This window comes from Fusobacterium sp., from assembly GCF_032477075.1.
Lineage (GTDB): Bacteria > Fusobacteriota > Fusobacteriia > Fusobacteriales > Fusobacteriaceae > Fusobacterium_A.
Genome location: NZ_JAWDXO010000032.1, coordinates 33,721 through 53,822, shown reverse-complemented (window position 1 = coordinate 53,822; position 20,102 = coordinate 33,721). Strand labels below are relative to the sequence as shown.

General features: G+C 28.4%; 20 protein-coding genes. 9 read left to right on the top strand and 11 right to left on the bottom strand.

Translation table 11 applies throughout. The features are described from left to right. Positions 1–7 precede the first annotated feature (7 nt). The 7 genes from E6771_RS12250 to pstC form a co-directional block, all read right to left on the bottom strand. Positions 8–760, bottom strand: a complete 753-nt coding sequence (locus E6771_RS12250; protein ID WP_316091614.1) for a transporter substrate-binding domain-containing protein — start codon at positions 758–760, stop codon at positions 8–10. 11 nt (positions 761–771) lie between these two features. Further along, positions 772–1,521, bottom strand: a complete 750-nt coding sequence (locus E6771_RS12245; protein ID WP_316091613.1) for a transporter substrate-binding domain-containing protein — start codon at positions 1,519–1,521, stop codon at positions 772–774. 32 nt (positions 1,522–1,553) lie between these two features. After that, positions 1,554–2,738: a M20 family metallopeptidase gene (locus tag E6771_RS12240; protein ID WP_316091612.1), complete on the bottom strand. Its 1,185-nt coding sequence runs from the start codon at positions 2,736–2,738 to the stop codon at positions 1,554–1,556. Positions 2,739–3,077: 339 nt separating this feature from the next. Continuing rightward, on the bottom strand, positions 3,078–3,770 hold the full coding sequence (locus E6771_RS12235; protein ID WP_316091611.1) for a phosphate signaling complex PhoU family protein: 693 nt from the start codon (positions 3,768–3,770) through the stop codon (positions 3,078–3,080). Between the two features lie 57 nt (positions 3,771–3,827). After that, on the bottom strand, positions 3,828–4,592 hold the full coding sequence (pstB, locus tag E6771_RS12230) for a phosphate ABC transporter ATP-binding protein PstB (RefSeq protein ID WP_316091610.1): 765 nt from the start codon (positions 4,590–4,592) through the stop codon (positions 3,828–3,830). Between the two features lie 38 nt (positions 4,593–4,630). Continuing rightward, a complete protein-coding gene (pstA, locus tag E6771_RS12225; RefSeq protein ID WP_316091609.1) occupies positions 4,631–5,473 on the bottom strand; it encodes a phosphate ABC transporter permease PstA in 843 nt (280 codons plus the stop codon). Positions 5,474–5,490: 17 nt separating this feature from the next. Beyond that, positions 5,491–6,366 carry a phosphate ABC transporter permease subunit PstC gene (pstC, locus tag E6771_RS12220; RefSeq protein ID WP_316091608.1) on the bottom strand — a complete coding sequence of 292 codons (876 nt, stop codon included), beginning with the start codon at positions 6,364–6,366 and terminating at the stop codon, positions 5,491–5,493. Positions 6,367–6,596: 230 nt separating this feature from the next. Here pstC and E6771_RS12215 point away from each other — a divergent pair, with 230 nt between their 5' ends. From E6771_RS12215 to rpsI, 7 genes are all read left to right on the top strand, one after another. Then, positions 6,597–7,448, top strand: a complete 852-nt coding sequence (locus E6771_RS12215; protein ID WP_316091607.1) for a PstS family phosphate ABC transporter substrate-binding protein — start codon at positions 6,597–6,599, stop codon at positions 7,446–7,448. 113 nt (positions 7,449–7,561) lie between these two features. Then, positions 7,562–8,242: a response regulator transcription factor gene (locus E6771_RS12210; protein ID WP_316091606.1), complete on the top strand. Its 681-nt coding sequence runs from the start codon at positions 7,562–7,564 to the stop codon at positions 8,240–8,242. Positions 8,243–8,253: 11 nt separating this feature from the next. Further along, positions 8,254–9,915, top strand: coding sequence for a sensor histidine kinase (locus E6771_RS12205; protein ID WP_316091605.1), 1,662 nt, complete (start codon positions 8,254–8,256; stop codon positions 9,913–9,915). A gap of 87 nt (positions 9,916–10,002) precedes the next feature. Then, positions 10,003–11,745: a flavocytochrome c gene (locus E6771_RS12200; RefSeq protein WP_316091604.1), complete on the top strand. Its 1,743-nt coding sequence runs from the start codon at positions 10,003–10,005 to the stop codon at positions 11,743–11,745. Positions 11,746–11,927: 182 nt separating this feature from the next. Continuing rightward, a complete protein-coding gene (locus E6771_RS12195) occupies positions 11,928–12,641 on the top strand; it encodes a DUF6941 family protein (protein ID WP_316091603.1) in 714 nt (237 codons plus the stop codon). Positions 12,642–12,761: 120 nt separating this feature from the next. Further along, positions 12,762–13,196, top strand: a complete 435-nt coding sequence (gene rplM / locus E6771_RS12190) for a 50S ribosomal protein L13 (protein WP_316091602.1) — start codon at positions 12,762–12,764, stop codon at positions 13,194–13,196. Between the two features lie 16 nt (positions 13,197–13,212). Beyond that, the gene (gene rpsI / locus E6771_RS12185) at positions 13,213–13,611 is read left to right on the top strand and encodes a 30S ribosomal protein S9 (protein ID WP_316091627.1); all 399 of its coding nucleotides are present in this window, start codon (positions 13,213–13,215) and stop codon (positions 13,609–13,611) included. Between the two features lie 227 nt (positions 13,612–13,838). On the opposite strand, the gene E6771_RS12180 is transcribed toward rpsI, so the two are convergent. The 4 genes from E6771_RS12180 to E6771_RS12165 all read right to left on the bottom strand — a co-directional run bounded on the left by E6771_RS12180 (position 13,839) and on the right by E6771_RS12165 (position 17,648). Beyond that, positions 13,839–14,867 carry a tyrosine-type recombinase/integrase gene (locus E6771_RS12180; RefSeq protein ID WP_316091601.1) on the bottom strand — a complete coding sequence of 343 codons (1,029 nt, stop codon included), beginning with the start codon at positions 14,865–14,867 and terminating at the stop codon, positions 13,839–13,841. Between the two features lie 107 nt (positions 14,868–14,974). Continuing rightward, positions 14,975–15,181: a hypothetical protein gene (locus E6771_RS12175; protein ID WP_316091600.1), complete on the bottom strand. Its 207-nt coding sequence runs from the start codon at positions 15,179–15,181 to the stop codon at positions 14,975–14,977. Positions 15,182–15,229: 48 nt separating this feature from the next. Beyond that, positions 15,230–17,062, bottom strand: a complete 1,833-nt coding sequence (locus tag E6771_RS12170; RefSeq protein WP_316091599.1) for a BREX system Lon protease-like protein BrxL — start codon at positions 17,060–17,062, stop codon at positions 15,230–15,232. After that, the gene (locus E6771_RS12165; protein WP_316091598.1) at positions 17,052–17,648 is read right to left on the bottom strand and encodes a hypothetical protein; all 597 of its coding nucleotides are present in this window, start codon (positions 17,646–17,648) and stop codon (positions 17,052–17,054) included. The genes E6771_RS12170 and E6771_RS12165 overlap by 11 nt, the downstream gene beginning before the upstream one ends. Positions 17,649–17,946: 298 nt before the next feature. On the opposite strand from E6771_RS12165, the gene E6771_RS12160 reads away from it, so the two are divergent. Beyond that, positions 17,947–19,419 (top strand): hypothetical protein, encoded by a 1,473-nt coding sequence (locus tag E6771_RS12160; protein WP_316091597.1) that lies wholly within the window; start codon positions 17,947–17,949, stop codon positions 19,417–19,419. Between the two features lie 183 nt (positions 19,420–19,602). Then, a complete protein-coding gene (locus E6771_RS12155; protein ID WP_316091596.1) occupies positions 19,603–20,097 on the top strand; it encodes a siphovirus Gp157 family protein in 495 nt (164 codons plus the stop codon). The last annotated feature ends 5 nt before the right edge of the window (positions 20,098–20,102 follow it).

The following is a 20,102-nucleotide window of genomic DNA, read 5'->3' as shown; positions in this document are numbered from 1 at the left end:
TTATAACCTATTTTGTCAAATTTTGCGCTTTAAAATCTTCAAATCTTTCAGGAAAATATTTTTCAACAAGATCAGAATACTCTTTAGTAGTCTTTAACTCTACTATAGCATTACTGAATTTTTCTGCAAGTTCTTTATCAGATTTTCTAAAAGCGATAGAAGCACCTGGTTTAGGGTCAATAATAGCATCTATTTTTTTGATTTTATCCATAGTTTTAAGATATTCTTTTCCAGAATTATCTGCAATAATTACACAGTCTACCTTCCCATTTTGAAGATCCATAAGAGCATTTGTAAAAGTATTATATAATTTAGGTATACTTCCATTATTTATAGCAAATTGTTCCTGCATACTTCCCATTTGAACTCCAGCAGTTTTTTCTTGTAAATCTTCTTTTGTTTTAAAAGTACTATTTTCATTAACTATAACATAGTGTTCAGAAGTAAAGAAAATATAAGGTATAGAAAAAGACACAGCTTTTTGTCTTTCAGGAGTTTGAGACATACCAGCAATAACAGCATCTATTTTTTTCATTTGAAGGGCAGGAAGCAGTCCATCAAAAGACATATTTACCCATTCTATTTCATAACCTAATTTTTTTCCAAGCTCATCCATTACACCAATATCAAATCCAACCATCTTACCATCTTCAAGATATTCATAAGGTTTAAATTCAGCATTAGTTCCTACATAAAGTTTTTTAGCAGCAAAAGAAAGTGTTGACAAAAGTAAAGTAAATATCAGTACAAATTTTTTCATTTATTATCCCCCTATTTTTTAAATGCTTCTTTAAATTCTTCAGCTCTTTCAGGAAAATATTTTTCCAATAATTGAAGATAAGTTCCATCATCTCTTAATTTTAAAATGGCTTCATTTACAGATTTTACAAGGGTAGTTTCACCCTTTCTAAATGCTATAGAAGCTCCAGGCTGATTATCTATTACAACATCAACTTTTTTTAGACCTTTCATATTTTCAAGATAAGCATTTCCAGATACATCTGCAATAATAACAGCAGAAATTTTATCCTGCTGAAGATCCATTAAGGCTCCAGTCCATGCATTATATATTTGAGGTATACCACCTAGTGCAATAGTAAATTCTTCCTGAATAGTACCAATCTGAACGCCTACTTTTTTATCTTTTAGCTCCTCTTTTTTAACAATAGAACTATTTTCATTGACTATAACATAGTGCTCAGATTTAGTGAACATATATGGCATTGAGAAATCAACAGCTTTTTGTCTTTCAGGAGTCTGAGACATACCAGCAATAACAGCATCTACTTTACTCATTTGAAGAGCAGGAAGCAGTCCATCAAATCCCATATTTACCCAGTGAACTTCATATCCAATCTCTTTTCCAATGGCATTCATAAAATCAATATCAAATCCAGTGATTTTATCTCCTTCAAGATATTCATAAGGTTTAAATTCAGCATTAGTTCCTACATAAAGTTTTTTAGCAGCAAAAGAAAGTGTTGATAAAATCATCATTAATATTAATACAAGTTTTTTCATAAATTTTCCTCCAAAGTTTTTATATATAAATTTTATTTTTTACATTTTTTTATATTCTTATTAAATTCGTCTTTTATTTCTTTTAATAATTCAGCATCAGTGAAAATGTCCATAGCTGTAAGAGCCATTGATATAGCAGATTCTTCCATTCCCTTATAAGCTTCAGGAGCTATAGATGCACTTGCAAATTCTACACTGTGACCTATAAGATGTGCTGTTGTAAGTGGAAAATATGGATGAATAGCTGGGCAGCAGTGACTTATATCTCCCATATCTGTAGAACCACCTGAATCTTTACTTCTAATATCAGTAACACCTAAAGATTTTAGATTTCTTTCATAAGCTGCTGAAAGTTTTTCATTAGTAACAAGATCAGCAAAGCTAGTTTCATAGTTTATTATTTCTAAAGTAGTTCCACTGGCAAGAGCAGCTCCTTTAGCACAATTTTTAACTCTTTCTACAAGACCTTTTAAATAGTCTAATGTTTTAGCTCTTACATAAAAGTTAGCTACTGCCAAGTCAGGGATTATATTAGCTGCTTTTCCACCATTAGATATTACTCCATGAATTCTTGCAGTTTCTAAAGTTTGCTGTCTAAGAGCATTGATAGAATTAAAAAGTATTAATACACCATCAAGAGCATTTATACCTTCATGAGGAGCTCCAGCAGCATGAGCAGTTTTACCTTTAAATGTAAACTGGATAGCTTCCATAGCTTGAGAAGTGCCACTTCTGTGATGGGCTTCACCAGTAGGATGAGCAGCCATAGCCACATCAATATCATCAAAAACTCCTAAAGAAGCCATATGAACTTTAGCTCCATTTGTTTCCTCAGCAGGAGTACCAATTACCATTATTTCTCCAGCAACATCTCCCATTATTTCTTTAGTAAGAATACCAGCTGCTACACTTGTAACACCAAATATATTATGCCCACATCCATGTCCTATTCCAGGAAGAGCATCATATTCAGCAAGAATAGCTATTTTAGGACCAGGTTTTCCAGTACTGTATTTTCCTATAAAAGAAGTAGGAAGCCCTGCAAAATTTGTTTCAACTGTGAATCCATGTTTTTTTAACATTTCAGTATGAGCTGCACAAGCTTTAAATTCCTGTAATCCTAGTTCAGGATTGTTGTATAGATATTCATTTAATTCTTTGAATTCCTCTGCATATTTTGAAAAAAGTTCTGAAAGTTTTACTGACATATTTTCCATTTTTTCCTCCATTGATATTTTATATTTATATAATTTTTTGTAAAATAAAAAGTCAGCATAACATTTGAATGCTACACTGACATTGATTTAAAAATATGATCATGGGTTATATAAAACAATATAAACCCAAATCTTCAAAATAATTAAGATATGATCTGAAATTTATTCATCAAAAAGTCATAATGTCGTTTAGCAGACAAAAAAGATAAGGTATTCAATATTTTTATTGTTTTTCCTGTTCCTTATCCTTAGTTTGTTAAATAACATTCTGAACTTCCCCCTTTTTAATTTCTTGTTGTTTTAGGTATATCATATGAAAATATAATTGTCAATAATTTTTTATTTTTTTATTTTCTTTTCTTCAAGAAGTTCAAGTTTTCTGAGGTTCTCTCCTTTTAAAATATATACAAGATCAACAGCTAAATGCATAACATGATCTGAGAATCTTTCATACTTTTTATTTAAAAGAACTAAATAGGTTCCTCCTTCAACATTGTCAGGAGAAGCTTTCATCAAATCTATAAGAATTTTCATGTTTTTTTCAGCTATCTCATCAATTTCTTCATCCTGTGTCAGAAGGAGATAAAGTGCTTTTTCATCACTATTTATAAAGGCTGAAATATAAGTTTCATAAATACTTTTTATTTTTACTACCATTGGGTAAAGAATTTCTTTCAGATATTTTGATACTTGTGGGGAAGTTTTCTCAATATCTTTTATAATCTTAAAATTAGCTTTAAGAAGGTCCCCCATTCTCTCTAAAAGACGTGCACTGTTGATAAGCATAATTAAAAGTCTTAAATTACCAGCAGCTGGTTGGAATCTGGCTATTGAAATGATAGAATCTTCTTTTAATTTTACTTCAAAAGCATTTATAACATCTTCTACAACTACACATTCACCATATAATGTAGAATCTAATTTTTGATTATACAGCATTTCTATATTTACATCTAATACTCTATTAAGATTTTTTAAAAGTTCTAAATAATGTTGATTAAGTCCTTCAAGACTTTCCTGCAGATTTTTCATTTTATTCCTCCTGTCTGGATTTATGATAGAAAAATATGAATTTAAAATAAAAATATTTTATCCAAATTTTCCTGTAATATAGTCTTCTGTTTTTTTATTATTTGGAGCTGTAAATATTATTTCTGTTTTATCAAACTCTTCTAATACTCCCTGGTAGAAGAAACCTGTATATTCAGATATTCTAGACGCCTGCTGCATATTATGTGTAACGATAATTATGCTGTATTGTTTTTCCAATTGTCTTATAAGCTCTTCTATTTTAGCAGTAGAAATTGGATCAAGAGCTGATGTAGGTTCATCCATCAAAAGTATCTCAGGGCTTACTGATATAGCTCTAGCTATACACAATCTCTGTTGCTGTCCACCTGAAAGTCCAAGAGATGACTGATGAAGTTTATCTTTTACTTCATTCCATAAAGCAACAGATTTTAGAGAATTTTCAACTATTTCATCTAATTTGTCCTTATCTTTTTCTCCATGAAGTTTTGGAGCATACACAAGATTTTCATATATTGTTTTAGGAAAAGGATTTGGTCTCTGAAAAACCATTCCAATTTTTTTTCTAAGTTCAACTATATCATAGTCTTTATCAAAAATATTTTTTTTATCAAATAATATTCCACCTTCATATTTTGCTCCTGAAATAAGGTCATTCATTCTATTTATTGATCTTAGAAAGGTTGACTTACCACATCCAGAAGGGCCTATAAGAGCAGTTACTTTATTTTTTTTGATTTCCATATTTATATTTTTTAATGCCTGAAAACTACCATAGTAAAAATTAAAGTCTTTTACTAGTATTCTGATATCTTCATTATTCATATTATATTTTTCCTCCTAGTTTTATGAATTATAGAAAATTATTTGTTATTAAATCTTTGTCTGATTACAGCTCCAATTAAGTTAAAGCTGATAGTTATTACCACAAGAACAAAAAGAGTACCATTCATATAACTAACTGGCATATTAGGAACTTGTGTAGATATTACATACAAGTGATATGGCAGAGCCATTACCTGATCCCAAGGAGTTTCTGGAAGGAATGGAAGATAAAATGCTACTGCAGTAAACATGATAGGAGCTGTTTCACCAGCAGCTCTTGATATGCTAAGGATGACTCCTGTAAGAATTCCTGGAAGTGCAGCTGGAAGAACTACTTTAGTTATAGTTTCCCATTTTGTAGCACCAAGGGCTAGAGAAGCTTCTCTTAAATGGTTAGGTATGGCTAGTAATGATTCTCTAGTAGAAGTAATAATTACTGGAAGACACATGATTCCTAAGGTAAGAGAACCAGATATAATGGAAACATCAAATCCTAGAAATATTACGAAAAGAGCCATTCCAAAAAGTCCGTATATTATACTTGGTATTCCAGCGAGATTGATAATAGTAAGATTTATTACTCTTGTAAGAAGATTGTCTTTTGCATATTCTACAAGATATATTCCAGTGAGTATTCCAAATGGAACTGATACGACAATGGTACCAATAGTTAAATAGATAGTACCAATAATAGCTGGAAATATTCCTCCTTCTCTCATTCCGTTTTTGGGCATTTCAGTTAAAAACTCCCATGAAATAGCAGGAAGACCTTTGAATATAATGTATCCAATAATTAAAAATACTGGAAGGATAGAAATTATTCCAATAGCTTTTATTATATTTTCAAATATTTTTTCTCCTCTTTTTTTTATTATAAGCATAATTTTCTCCTCTGTTATTAATTCATTTTTCTAGATTTTTGTATAAAATTATCTGCAACACTATTAGTTATAAAACTTATAAGGAATAGAATGATGCCTATTGCAAATAGAGCATAATAATGTGTACTTCCTTGAACCACTTCTCCCATTTCTGCTGCAATAGTAGCTGTAAGTGTTCTCACTGGAGAAAGTGGAGAAAGTGCAAGTATTGGAGAATTTCCGGTAATCATTAAAACTGTGAGAGTTTCTCCAATTATTCTTCCAAATCCGAGCATTATTCCAGCAAATATACCAGGAAAAGCAGCTGGGAGCAGAACATTAAATATAGTTTCAATTTTGTTTGCCCCAAGAGCCAGAGATGCTTCTTTATATGACTTATCAAGAGCATTTAGTGAATCATCTGCAATGCTTACTATTGTAGGAATTGCCATGAAGGCCAACATTATTCCTCCTGTTAAAGCTGTCAATCCACTGTTTAGGTTAAATAGATTTTTTATAGGACCAGACAGAACATATAATCCTATAAATCCAAGAACTACTGAGGGGATTGCAGACATTGTTTCAATGGTAACTTTTAGTATATTTCTTGCTTTAGAAGAGGCATATTCTGATATATAAACTGCTGTAGAAATACCTACTGGAATGGAAATGAGTAATGCTACAAATGTTACCCAAAAAGATCCTACCAGTAATGGAAGTAATCCATAAAACTCTGAAAGTGATATCCATCTTGTACCAAAAAGAAACTCTGATAAAGAATAGTGTTTAAAAAACTTTATTCCATTTAAAAATATGAAAAGAAAAATAAGAAATATGATTACTATATTTGAGACTCCTATTCCAAACAAAGTATGTCTCATAGCAGAATCCTTGACCTTTCTTATGGAAAACATAATACCTCCTATATAAATAAAAAATTTACACACATTTATGTATTTAATATTGTTTATTTAAGATAATCTTAAAGCTACTGTGTAAAATGGATATTAATCCAATGTAAAAATAATGTAAAAAAAATTTTACACTAATTTTACAGTAATTTAATAATTGATTAACAAAGGAGATATATAGTGATGTTGTAAAGAAAAAATTTAATTTAAGATAAATTAAGGAGGTAAAAATTATGAAAAAAAATTTTTTAAAAAAAGGATTGATAGCAGCTTTGATAGTTATGGGAGGTATGGGATTAGGACAAAAAGCTGAAGCAAGATCGAGTGTTGTACAAGTAAAAGGTTCTGATACTATATTAAATGCGTCTCAGGCTATAGCAGAAAAATTTATGAGTGAAAACAAAGGAGCAAGAATAGCAGTAACTGGTGGAGGATCAGGAGTAGGAATATCAGCATTAATAAACAAAACTACTGATATAGCAATGGCATCAAGAAATATTAAAGCTAAAGAAATTGAGCAGGCCAAAGCTAAAGGAATAAATGTAGATGAAATTGTAGTTGGATTTGATGGAATCACAATAATAGCTAATCAATCTAATCCAATAAAAGATATTGATGATAAAACTCTAGGAAAAGTATTTAGAGGAGAAATTACTAATTGGAAAGAATTAGGTGGAGATGACGCAGAAATAGTTGTTTTATCAAGAGACTCTTCATCAGGAACACATGAATTCTTTAAAGAACATATAATTAGAGAGGGAGATTCTAAAGGAACTCAAGAATATGGTGCTAAAACTCTATATATGCCATCTAATGAGGCTATAAAACAAGAGGTAAAGGCAAATAAATATGCTGTTGGATATATTGGTATGGGATATATGGATTCATCAGTAGAAGCTGTAACAGTAGATGGTATAGCAGCTACTCCTGAAAATGTATTAAATAAATCATATCCAATAGCAAGAGAAGTTTTCTGGTATGCTGATAATGCCAGAGAAGGTGTTGTTAAAGATTTAGTTGATTATGCAGTATCTCCAAAAGGACAAGAAATAATCAAAAATGAAGGATTTGTACCTGTAAAATAGCATTGACTGAAAAATGAGATTATTATCAAAGCTCACTTAAAGGAGATTTTTAAGTGGGCTTTTTTATGATATAATTAATATAGAGAAATAAAAAATAAAACAGGGGGATTCAGATGAGAATTCTGGTTGTAGAAGATGATAAAGAGATACAGGAATTAATAACATATTTTCTGACAAAAGAAGGGTATGAAGTAGATAGAGCCTCTGATGGATTAGAGGGATTGAAACTTCTTAAAGAAAACAAAAATGAATTGGTTGTACTGGATTTGATGCTACCTAATTTAGATGGGAAGAATTTTACAAAGATTGTGAGAGACATATCTTCTGAATATGGAGAACCAGTGATAATAATGCTTACTGCTAAAACTGAAATAGAAGATGTATTAGATGGCCTTGAAATAGGTGCAGATGACTATATGAAAAAGCCTTTTGACCCTAGAGAGCTTGTTTTAAGAATAAAAAAATTTCTTAAAACAACAGATAGAGAAATTAAAAATGAAAAATATAGATTCAAAGATATAGAAATTGATGAAAGCAGGCATGTAGTAACAGCTAATGGAGAAGAGGTAGAACTATCTAAAAAAGAATATGATCTTTTGCTTCTTCTTATTAAAAATAAGGATTTGGTTATTACAAGAGAAAGAATACTGGATAAAGTCTGGAACAGCAACTATTATACTGGAGATAGGACTGTAGATGTTTATATATCAAAATTAAGAGATAAAATACCTGAACTATCTGACTGCATAAAAACTGTGAAAGGAGTGGGATACAAATTAGAAGAAAAGAAATAATTACCTTAATAATGATATTGATTATAGAAGGGATATTTATCAGCCTTAATTCAACTATTCTTTCAAATCTTTATCAACAGAGAGTAAAACAAAATTTAAAACAGGATAATATTTTAATCAAAAGATTGGCAGAAGATTATAAACATGATAGATATAAAGATGTATTTTCAGAAAGTGACCTTAGATTTACATTAATAGATTATGATGGAAATGTTGTATTTGATTCTAAAAATGTAGACAGAGAAGAATATATGGATAATCATTTAGAAAGAGAAGAAGTACAGGAAGCTATCAATGGAGAAGAAGGATTTGCCATAAGAGAAAGTAAAACGATAGGTTATATGTTTGCTTATTATACAACAGGTTTTACAAATGATTTTGGTGAAAAATATATAATAAGAACTTCTAGTGATTATTCAAAAGAAATCAGACAGATAAGAGAATTTTTACTTGTTCAGATAATGTTTTTTCTTGCATTAAACTTTGCAATTCATTTTTTCTATAAGAATTATATTAAAAGAGATTTCTATAATAAAATTAAAAAGATGAAAAGATTTCTTGAAATTGGAGAAAAAGAGAAAATAACTTATCTCAAAGAAGAAAAATGGTTTTTTGAATTTTGGGATATTTTAAAAGAATGGCAGGGAAGAAATCTAAGAAATATTGAACGATTAGAAAGGGAGAGGAAAACACTTTCTTTAGTAATATCTTCTGTTGATATTTTTATAGGCTTGTTAAATAAAGAAGGAAAATTTGTTGTAAAAAATAATGTATTAAGTTATCTCATAGACTTCACTAGAGAAAAGTATTTAGAGTGCATCAAATACATAGAGATAATAGATATAATAAAAAAAGGTGTCAACGAAAAAACAAGTATAAAAGAAGAAGTATATATTCAGGGATTGAAAAGATATTTTATTGTGACATTGAAACAATTAGAATTCAGTAATCAGGTTCTCATTACCATAAAAGATATCACAAGTACAAGAAAAGCAGTAGAAGTACAGAAAAACTTTATTAGTAATGTGAGTCATGAGCTAAAAACACCGCTTACAAATATAAAGGGATATCTTATCGCTCTTGAAGATGCTCCAGATCCAATGAGAGAAAAATTTTTAAATGTAATTAAAGGGAATGTAGAGAAATTAGAAAATATAGTTTTAGATTTTTTGAATATATCAAAAATAGAAAATTCAAATATATTGAATATAACACAGGTAAGTATTGAAAAAATAAAAAATAATATTCAAGCAACTATGGAAATACTTCTTAAAAAGAAAAATGCTTCTATTGAATATCAAATAGATGTAACTGATGAAAATAATTATATTAGAGCAGATTTTGATAAGATAACAATGATATTAAAAAATCTTATTGAAAATGGAATTATATATAATAAATCTGAAAATCCTAAAATAAAAGTAAAAATAGCAGAAGGGCAAGATAGATATAAATTTTCAGTTTCAGATAATGGGATAGGAATACCTGTAGATGAGCAATATAAGGTTTTTGAAAGATTTTATAGAGTAGATAGAGCAAGGACAAGTAATCTTGGTGGAACTGGATTAGGTCTTGCAATTGTAAAAAGCCTTATAGAAAAATATGGAGGAAAAATATCAGTTATTTCTGAAGAGGGAAAAGGAACAACATTTGAATTCTATATTTCTAAATGATTAAAATGTAAATGATAATAATACTTGACCAAATATTTTAAACCTAATATAATATTAGAAGAGTATATTAAAGTATCAGGAGGGAATATGGGAAAGATAAGAAGTATTTTATTAGTTATATTTGTGATGTTTCTTTCTGCCTTTTCATTTTCTTATGAACCAGGAAACTATAAAGGTGAGGCTACTGGTTATGGAGGAAAAATAGAGGTAGAAGTAACTGTTTCAAAAGATAGGATAGAGGATATAAAAGTTCTTCCTAATAAAGAAACACCATTTATATCAGGATTAGCAATTGAAAGAATACCAGCAATGGTATTAGAAAAGCAAAGTCTTGGTATAGACACTGTAGCAGGAGCAACAGTGAGCAGCAGAGGAGTTCTTACTGCAATAACTAATGCAGTTAAGGAAGCAGGTGGAGACACAAGAGAACTTAGAAAAAGAGTTCCTGCTCCAGAAATTAAAAAAGGAAATAAAGAATATATTGCAGATGTTGTAGTTATTGGTGGAGGAGGAGCAGGTCTTGCAGCTGCTACTTCAGCTAAGGAAAATGGTGCAAGTGTTATTCTTATAGAAAAAATGCCTAGATTAGGAGGTAATACTGTATTAGCAGGGGGAGCATACAATGCTGTTGATCCTAAAAGACAAGTACCACAAGGAATAGAAGATTCTGTAGAGCTTCATTATCAACACACATATGAAGGTGGAGATAAGAAAGGAAATCCAAAACTTGTAAGAATACTTGTTGAAAATGCTTATCCAGCATTAGAATGGTTAGAAAGTTTAGGGATGACTTTCAAAGATGAAGTATTTACAGTATTAGGAGCTCTTTACCCAAGAAGCCATAAGCCAACTACACCAGTAGGAACTGGTATGATTCTTGCGCATAAAGACTTTGCTGAAAAAAATGGAATAATGATTTTTTATGAAACAGAAGCAAAAGATTTTATTGTAAAAAATGGAAAAGTAACTGGAGTGGAAGCTGAAGATGCAAAAAATAAAATTGTATTTAATGCTAAAAAAGCTGTAATTCTTACAACTGGTGGATTTGCAGGAGATGTTGAATATAGGCAAAAATTCAACTCTAATCTGACAGAAAACATACTTACAACTAATCATCCTGGTGGAGATGGAGCAGGGATAAAAATGGCTGAAAAAATAGGAGCTAAATTAATAGGAATGGAAGATATACAGCTTCTTCCTATGGGAGACCCTGCAACAGGAAGTTTAAGTGGAAATATAGAAACAACTGTTGAAGATAGAATATTTGTGAATAAAGAAGGAAAACGTTTTGTGGCTGAAGATGAAAGAAGAGATGTTATGACAAATGCTCTTTTTAAACAAAAAGATGCCTATATGTGGGTAATAGTAGATTCAAAAGTTTATCCTACTTTGGAAACTAAAAATAATTTTAATGAACCTATTGGTGATTTAATAAAAGCTGGTAGAGCTGTAAAAGCAGATACATTAGATGAACTTGCTGAAAAAATAGAAGTTCCTGCTGATACTCTCAAAAAGACTATTGCAGATTACAATAAAAGTGTAGATGCTAAAAAGGATCCATTTGGAAGAAAACTTTTTGGAATAAAATTTGATAAAGCGCCTTATTATGCTGGACCACGTATTCCTACTGTACATCATACTATGGGTGGAGTAGAAATAAATGAAAAAGCTCAGGTAATAAATACTAAAGGAAATCCAATTCCTGGATTGTATGCAGCTGGGGAAGTTACTGGAGGAATCCACGGAACTAATAGACTTGGAGGAAATGCTTTAACAGATATAACTGTATTTGGTAGAATAGCTGGAGAAAATGCAGCTAAAGAAAAATAAAAAATAAAATTGAATGAGAGTGTTCAAAAAGTAGGATTAAATATAATCTTTCTTGAGGGATACTCTCATTTTTTTATTTCAGTAATATTTTAAAATATAGTTGTAACTATTTACAAAATAAATAAAAATATGGTATATTAAAGCTAAGTGTAAAATAAAAAACAAAAAAAGGGGTAAGAGTAATGGCAAAATTAAAAAGTATTGTAACAGCATACAAAGCACAGGTAAATCCACAAGTATCAGGAATGGTTGATATATTTGGAGCTTTTGATAACTTAATTCAACCAATGTTCCCATTTCCAATGGCAAATTTATCAATAGTTTTAACTTTTTCTGATTTAGAAAGACCAACAATGTTTGAAGTAAGATTAAATGCACCTGATGATACATTAATTACAAAAGGAGAGTTTGGAGTATATTTAGATCCATTTGGGGTAGGTAAAAAAATACTTGATTTAGAAAAATTCTTGATAACTGAAAGAGGAAAATATACAATAGATATATTTGAAAAAATAGCAGAAGATAAAGTGAAATTTATTCAAACAGCAGATTTATTCATCGCTGATTATCCACCTCAAAGAAGATTTGCTGATGAAGAGATAGCTCATATATTAGAAACTGAAGGCGTAATAAAAACTGTTAAAACAGAATTTAAACCAGTTGAGGATACAGAACCTGTAAAAATTCAAATAAGTCTTGATAAAAATATTCCATTAGAAGAGGGGCATATTGCTATTCCAGAAAATGATAGAATAACTGTTGGAGACAGAATATTTGACCTTACAGGAATAAGAAGACAAATTGAATGGATGTTTGGAAATCCTATTCCTAAACAACCTGAAGCTGAGCCAGAAAAAAAAGAAGAAGAAAATGTTGAAAAAACTGAAGAAAAATAAAGAAAAAGCTTGACATAATAAAGGAAAATGAATATAATAATTAGGTATATTAAACCTTTCCCACAAAAGGACCGTTGCGTTATATTATGAAGATATAACATTTGAGGAGGAAAAATTAAAGTGAAAAAGTATACTTTTATGCAAAGAAAAGAAGATGTTGTTAGAGAATGGCATCATTACGACGCAGAAGGACAAATATTAGGTAGATTAGCAGTTGAAGTTGCTAAAAAATTAATGGGTAAAGAAAAATTAACTTTCACTCCACATATTGATGGAGGAGATTTTGTAGTAGTTACTAATGTAGCTAAAATAATGGTTACTGGAAAGAAATTAACTGATAAAACATATTACAATCACTCTGGATTTCCAGGTGGATTAAGAGAAAGAAAACTAGGAGAAATCTTAGATAAAAAACCAGAAGAACTATTAATGCTAGCTGTTAAAAGAATGCTTCCAAAAAATAAATTAGGAAGAGAACAACTAACAAGATTAAGAGTGTTTGTAGGGGCAGAACATGCACATGCAGCACAAAAACCAGTAAAGGTAGAATTTTAATAGGGGGTAAATGACAGTGGCTGAAATGATTCAATATAGAGGAACTGGTAGAAGAAAAACTTCTGTAGCAAGAGTAAGACTAATTCCTGGAGGAAAAGGAATTGAAATAAATGGAAAATCAATGGCTGAATATTTTGGAGGAAGACAAATTCTTTCTAGAATAGTAGAACAACCATTGGTATTAACTGAAACTTTAGATAAATTTGAAGTAAGAGTTAATGTAGTTGGAGGAGGAAACTCTGGACAAGCTGGAGCTATCAGACATGGTGTAGCAAGAGCATTACTACTTTCTGATGAAGCTTTAAAATCAGCTTTAAGAGAAGCTGGATTCTTAACTAGAGACTCAAGAATGGTAGAAAGAAAAAAATACGGAAAGAAAAAAGCAAGAAGAAGTCCTCAATTCTCAAAAAGATAATTGGTTGGATTTTACAGACTCCACAAACACAATGTTTGTGGGGTTTTTTATTTGTTTAAGTGTTTAAAAAATTAAGAAAATTTTTTGTTGTAGGTAACAAGCAGCCAACAGGTAGGTAACAAAATGAAGGAGTTAAAGAAACCTAAAATTAAGGATTATAAGCAAAAAATTAAGGATATCATATTTTATAAAAAAATACCCCCTTGCAATAACAAGAGAGTATAAATTTATTTTATAAGCTCTACATTTTTTCTTAATTCTTCTATATCTTTATGAGTATAGATTTTTTCAGTAGTGATATAACTTTCATGTCCTATCATTTTCTTGATAGCTGTAGAATTGGCATTTGCATTACTAAGTAATGTAGCAAAAGTATGACGACAATCATGAGGTCTATGTTTCATATTTAATTGTTCCATAATTGGAATAAATTTTTCTCTATAATAATTATCATATTTCATTTTTTTCCCCTTAAAGTTTACAATAAGGTATTTTTCATTTGAGTCATATCTCTTCTTTATTAAAGGAAAAATTTTAGGATGAATAGGAACTAATCTATTTTTACCAGCTTCTGTTTTTAATCCTCCTAGCATAGTCTTATTAGTGAGATTAATATTTATTATTTCAAGTTCAAGTAACTCTCCTATTCTAAATCCACTGTAAATCATAATCAACACAGTATCAATAAACTCTATATCATCTAAATGTTTCCATAATAATTCGATTTCTTTAGTATTAAATGGTTCTCTTTTATTTTCAGTTAGAGTTTTACCAATGTCAATATATTTACTGTAATCTTTTGAGATAATATCATTTTGCATAGCATAAGCAAATATTTGTCCAAATAGATATTTTATTTTCTTTTTAGTAGCTAGCCCTTTAGGACAGTTATCTATAGCCTCTTGTAAATGCCTAGCTTTAATATCTTTTATCTTCATATTATGTAGTTTTTCAACATTATCATAGGCTGATTTATAACCTAATATAGCAGAATTACTGACTTTTTGATACTTAGGTTGGCTCCATTTATCATAAACATATTTAAAGGTAATATTTGCTAATTCTAAATCATATGGTGTATCTAAATAATCAGCAAGAGCTTTATTGGCTTCTTTTTGGGTGATATAGGTTCCTATAACTTTTCTAATTTGTTTTCCTGTTTTTTCATTCCAACCTAGTGTAACTCTAACTAAATATGGTCTTCTCCTATTTCCACTGAGTTTGGTTACACTTCCATTACTGTTTGCTCTTTTCATAAATACCATCTCCTTTAAAAATATTACTTTATTAAAAATACCAGAGATGATATACTCTAATTGTAGTGAGAGTTATATACTCTGGTATTTGTTTTACTTAGACCTGTTTAGATTGCTGTCTGAACAGGTCTTTTTATTTTAATATATTCATATAACCTATTTTCATTTATATAATAGGTCCAATGTTTTGAGCCTTCTTTTTTTATAGCTTCAGCAAATTCTTTAAATCTACCATGTTGAAGAAAAATTCTGAGTGTTTGTTCGGGTAAACCTAGCAGAGAGGCAGCTTTTTTTGTAGAAATTCTTGTTCCCATGTTTATTTCCTCCTATTCATCTTTTTTTAGTTAATTTATAATATATAATCATTTTTTATTTATGTTATAGAATGAAAAATTAATAATTTCGTCACGTTCCTCACTATCAATCTCCTCATACTCACCTGTTAAATAGTTATAATCATAGTTTATTGAAGAATCTCTGTATTCCTTTGTTTTTGACCAGTCACGATTGAGAATATTATTTGTTTCAAAATTACATAAATATTTTTTTATTATCTCTGAAGTAATACAATTTTCATGTGAGAAAATGTTACTTTCAGTATATTCTGTCTTGTAATTTAAAGATTCAAGAAGCTCTTTTTCTCTTCTATTTTGTATAATGCCTATTTTATCCAAAGGTAATTTCATAACTTTATCTCTATCAATTATAAGAATTCTATGTGGAGTACTTTTATAGTTACCATTTATACCTAAAATATCTCCTCTCACATAGCTATAAAGTTTGGGAAAAGTATCTTCTTTTTTTTCATCTGGTTTAATAATTTTCAACATATTATCAACTGTTTTTCTGGCTTCAATTGCTTTTTCATATAGAAATAGTAATTCATTTTCAATTCCTCTAATATTTAAATTGGCTATAAGTTCAGGATATAAAAGTTTCACAAGTCCTTCAAAAGTTTTTTCAACAGCATTTTGAGAACGACTGCTATTACTTTGAAAATTTACATTAAGTCTTATTAAAAGTTCTTTTATATCTATTTTTTGTTCCCTTAAATCATCACAAAGACTTCTAAGGAATGTGAATGAATAATCATCTGTATTTTCTAATTCTTCTAACTTCATATCTGGAGAAAATTCTCTACAGCCAGCAGAATTTACTAGTCCATCTATTCTGCTAATAAAAGCATCACCTGTTTTATCATTTTCATTTACTATAGCTGTATTTTTAAAAATATTTATTTTTTGAGAATAGATATGTGTGTAATCAATATTTTGAGGTACATTTCCTAATAATATGGTAGAGATATCCATTGTTCTCTTGTTTTGTGAGTTTATAGTAATAGTTCCAGTATTTTTATCACCAGAATGATATATTTGCAACATTGCAAAGACTTCAGTATCTTGGATTTTTTGAAACTCATCAATAATGAAAGAATTTTCACAAGTAAGAAAGTCTCCATTTTTTTTATTTCTACTGTCAATAAACATATTAGCTCTAGTTAAAAGTGTAGATTGTAATGAATATTGAAGTTTTTCATATAAAGTAGTTTTTCCAATTCCTCTAGGTGCAAGCTCAACATATAAATAATGTTTTTGAACTAATGGGACTAATCGTAATGATAAAGTACATAGTTCAAAAAATAGAAGTTTTTCAGCATCAATACATAAATATTTGGCTATATTGGAAAGCTTTGAAATTAAATCAGAATTCTTCTGTATCTTAATCCAATTTTCTATTGGATTAAAGTGGACATATATCTTTATATTATGGAGAGTAAATTTATCAATAATTGGAGTATAACGAATTTCTGCTTGAATTAGTTGGTTTTTTCCTTCATATTTGTTAAGGAATTCATTTTGTTCTTTTTTAATAAAATAACAATAGAGATTCTCATCTAGATATGATGATATAAATTTTATTTTGTCTTCCTCATATTCAAATTTTCCTTCTAAAACTAATTCTATTTGAGTGGTAGTTTCATTATATTTTAAGCGTTTTAAATCATTTTTTTTCACTGTAGATAAGGAAACCTTATCATTATTAGGATAAGGAACTTCTTCAAAGCTAAGATTTTGTTTTGATAAATCTTCACTTGACAAAAGCTGTTCAATAAATATTTTTCTTTCTTCTGGAGATAAACTTTTTTTAAAATCAATTATTGCATTAATTAAAACTTCTATTTTATTATTTTCCATTATTAATCACCTTTTCTCTTTCTTTACGGTTATAAGTATTTTTACTAATTTTTAAGTTAGGATTTGTCATGAAAATTTCCGTTATTTTTCCCTGAGAACCTACTATTTCATAAGCGGAATCCATTAATACTAATAGTTTTTCTTTTGTTTTTCCTTCAGCATCTTTTACTAGAGTTAATAATTTTTTTCTATTTTCTTCAGTTTCATTTGGAAGTTCTTCAATAATACTTTCCATTATTTGTTCATCAATATTTTTTCTATTTTCCTCTTCGACTCTTAATTGCTCTTTATTTATTATTTCTAGGTGTTTTTTGAATTTTTCAAACTGTTCTTGATTGGATATTTCAATAAAATTATTTGAGATATTTTCTAAAAAGGAATTATCAATATTTTCATTAAAATTATCTTCTAAATAAATCACCCCTTGTCCCAAAATACAATAATTAGTTGATGCTGAGATTAAAAAAGTTAGAACATCTGAATAACAGTAACATTTTCCAAGTGCCATATTTAAGATATTTTTATATCCTCCTTGCATAGCAATAGAAATAATTTTTTCTTGAATTTCTTTTTCAAGTTCTTTCATTCTGCTTTTCCTCCTTGTAAATTTTTTATTTTTTTCTATTAAATATGTGCTAAACTATATATAGTTTTAAAAGTTGGGAATTGGGAAACCTCAATTTTATTAGGTTAAATAAAAAATTTAAATTTTTTATTTTCCCTAATTTTTCCCAAAATTTTTTGTAATTATTCCTGTTAAAGTAATAGTAACAAATAAATTTACTTTATTGTATTTAGTTTTACTTATTTCCTTATTTAAAAGTTAAAAAACTTCTTAAAATTTATAAAATAAAATAATCAAAAAATAAAAAGGGATGGTGTTAATGAGAGACGCAAATGATTTTTTTTCAAGATTTGATATTATCACTAAGGTACCAGAAGATAAACTAACATTTAAGAACGATTATAAGGGGCAAAAAATTCTAAGTGATGATTTTTACTGTGTTAAGGAATTTATAGAATGTAGTAAAATAGGAAATGATAAAGAGAAGAGAATTTTTCGGGAGTATAAAACTTTTTTTTATTGTACTAGAGTGGGAATTGCAAGAAAAGGGAAAAAGTATTATTTATATGTTTTGCAAAAAAATGAAACTATTGATTTATTTAAAATTAAAGCTACAGAATTTATAACAAACTCAACAGAAAATTTAGAAGATTTAGAAAATTTAGAAGATTTTAGTGACATTTTAAATGCAGGAACTGAAAATGAAAAATATGTAGTTAAATATCTTGTAATAAATAATAATGCTATTAATAGAAAAAATTTAAGGATATTTAAAGTAGGTCAAAATGATGTGATTCCTTTAAATATTGATTTAAAAAATATAATAACTGATGAATTTCAAAGAATTGAGTTTATATCAGATAATGGAAAAACATTTTTTATAAAAGAAAAAAATAAATATACTTTTAGAAAACTAAAAAAAGATAAAACAGCTTATTTTGATAATTATGAAAGAATTGAAAATTTTTTTATATGTGAATATAGAGGGAAACTTGAAATTTATAACTTTAATGGAGAGCAACAATATTCAGATTATGAGATTCTCCCCCAAAAATTATATGATAAAAATATTAGATTTTTAGATTTGAAAAAAAAGGAAGAAAAAAAATCTATATTAATAAAGCCAAACAGGATAATAGAAATTGAGAAAATAAAACTTTTAAAATTCAAAAATGAAATAAAATACATAGTTTTATCAGAACTTGAAAATAAACAAGAAATAAAGAATAATAGATTAATAAAAAAAAGTATCAAAAAGCCAAAGGTTATATACACTTCTGAAGGAACACAAATTTTAAAAGGTAGAGAAATTTTAACTGAAAAACGTTTTAAGGAAAATGAAAATCAAAATATAGATTCTTTTTTATGTAAAATTGTAAAAGAAAGAAAAAGATCAAAAAGATATTATGACAATGATGAAAATAAAAAAATACTTGTTCCAATGTATGCAGAAATTTTTTATCTTGATGAAATGGGTGAACTCTTTGTTAGAGATATAGAAAATATTAATTTTAATAATTTAAAGTATAAAAATATTTATTGCACAAATGGAATTGAAGGAATTTATATAATTTTTTATGAAATATATATAGAAAATTTAAATATAATAAATTTTTGTAAAGTGAGAATAAGTAAAAATCTTGATCCTATAATAATTAATTGTCTTAATGAAAATGATAAAGATATAATATTAAAAGAGCTGGAAAAAAACAATATTTATAAAGATGATTCCTTAATAATAGAATTTGAGTCATATGGAGAAAAAAATGAAATAAAAAAAGTATACGAATAGTTATATATTCTATAATAGAATAAAGGAAGCTTCTGCTTAATAGGCAGAAGCTTTTTATATTACCCAAATAATAAATAAATGGGAGGTGGTTATTATTGACTTTATTGGAGGAATGTTAATAATTATTGGAGCAGCTATAAGGGCGATTGAGAAGTTGAGAAAAAGAAAATAAGGAGGGCACTTATGAAAACTTATAAAATAGCAGGAGCTATGATTGACACACTAGACATATTTTTAGATTCAGATCAGCAGGAAACAGATAAGGAAACTTATGAAGATGTCATGGAATATTTAAAAGAAGAATTGCAAAATAAAGGTACAAATATTCTTAAGTACATAAGAAATCTTGAACTTGAAACAATATCAGTAAAAACAGAGATGGAAAGACTTGAAGATGTAAAGAAAAATCGTGAAAATAAGTTAAAATCCTTAAAAGGATATCTAAAAAATATACTCATGCTTTTAGACAAAAAGAAGATAGAAACAGAACTTGGAAACTATAATCTGAGGAAATCAAGCAAAGTAGAAATTATTGATATATCAAAACTTCCAGAAGAATGTTTAAGGATAAAGCAGGAAATATCACCTGATAAAACATTAATAGCCCAGAAGATGAAAAATGGGGAAGAAATAGCAGGAGCAGTAATTGTGGAGGACTATAATCTGCTTATAAAATAAAAGGA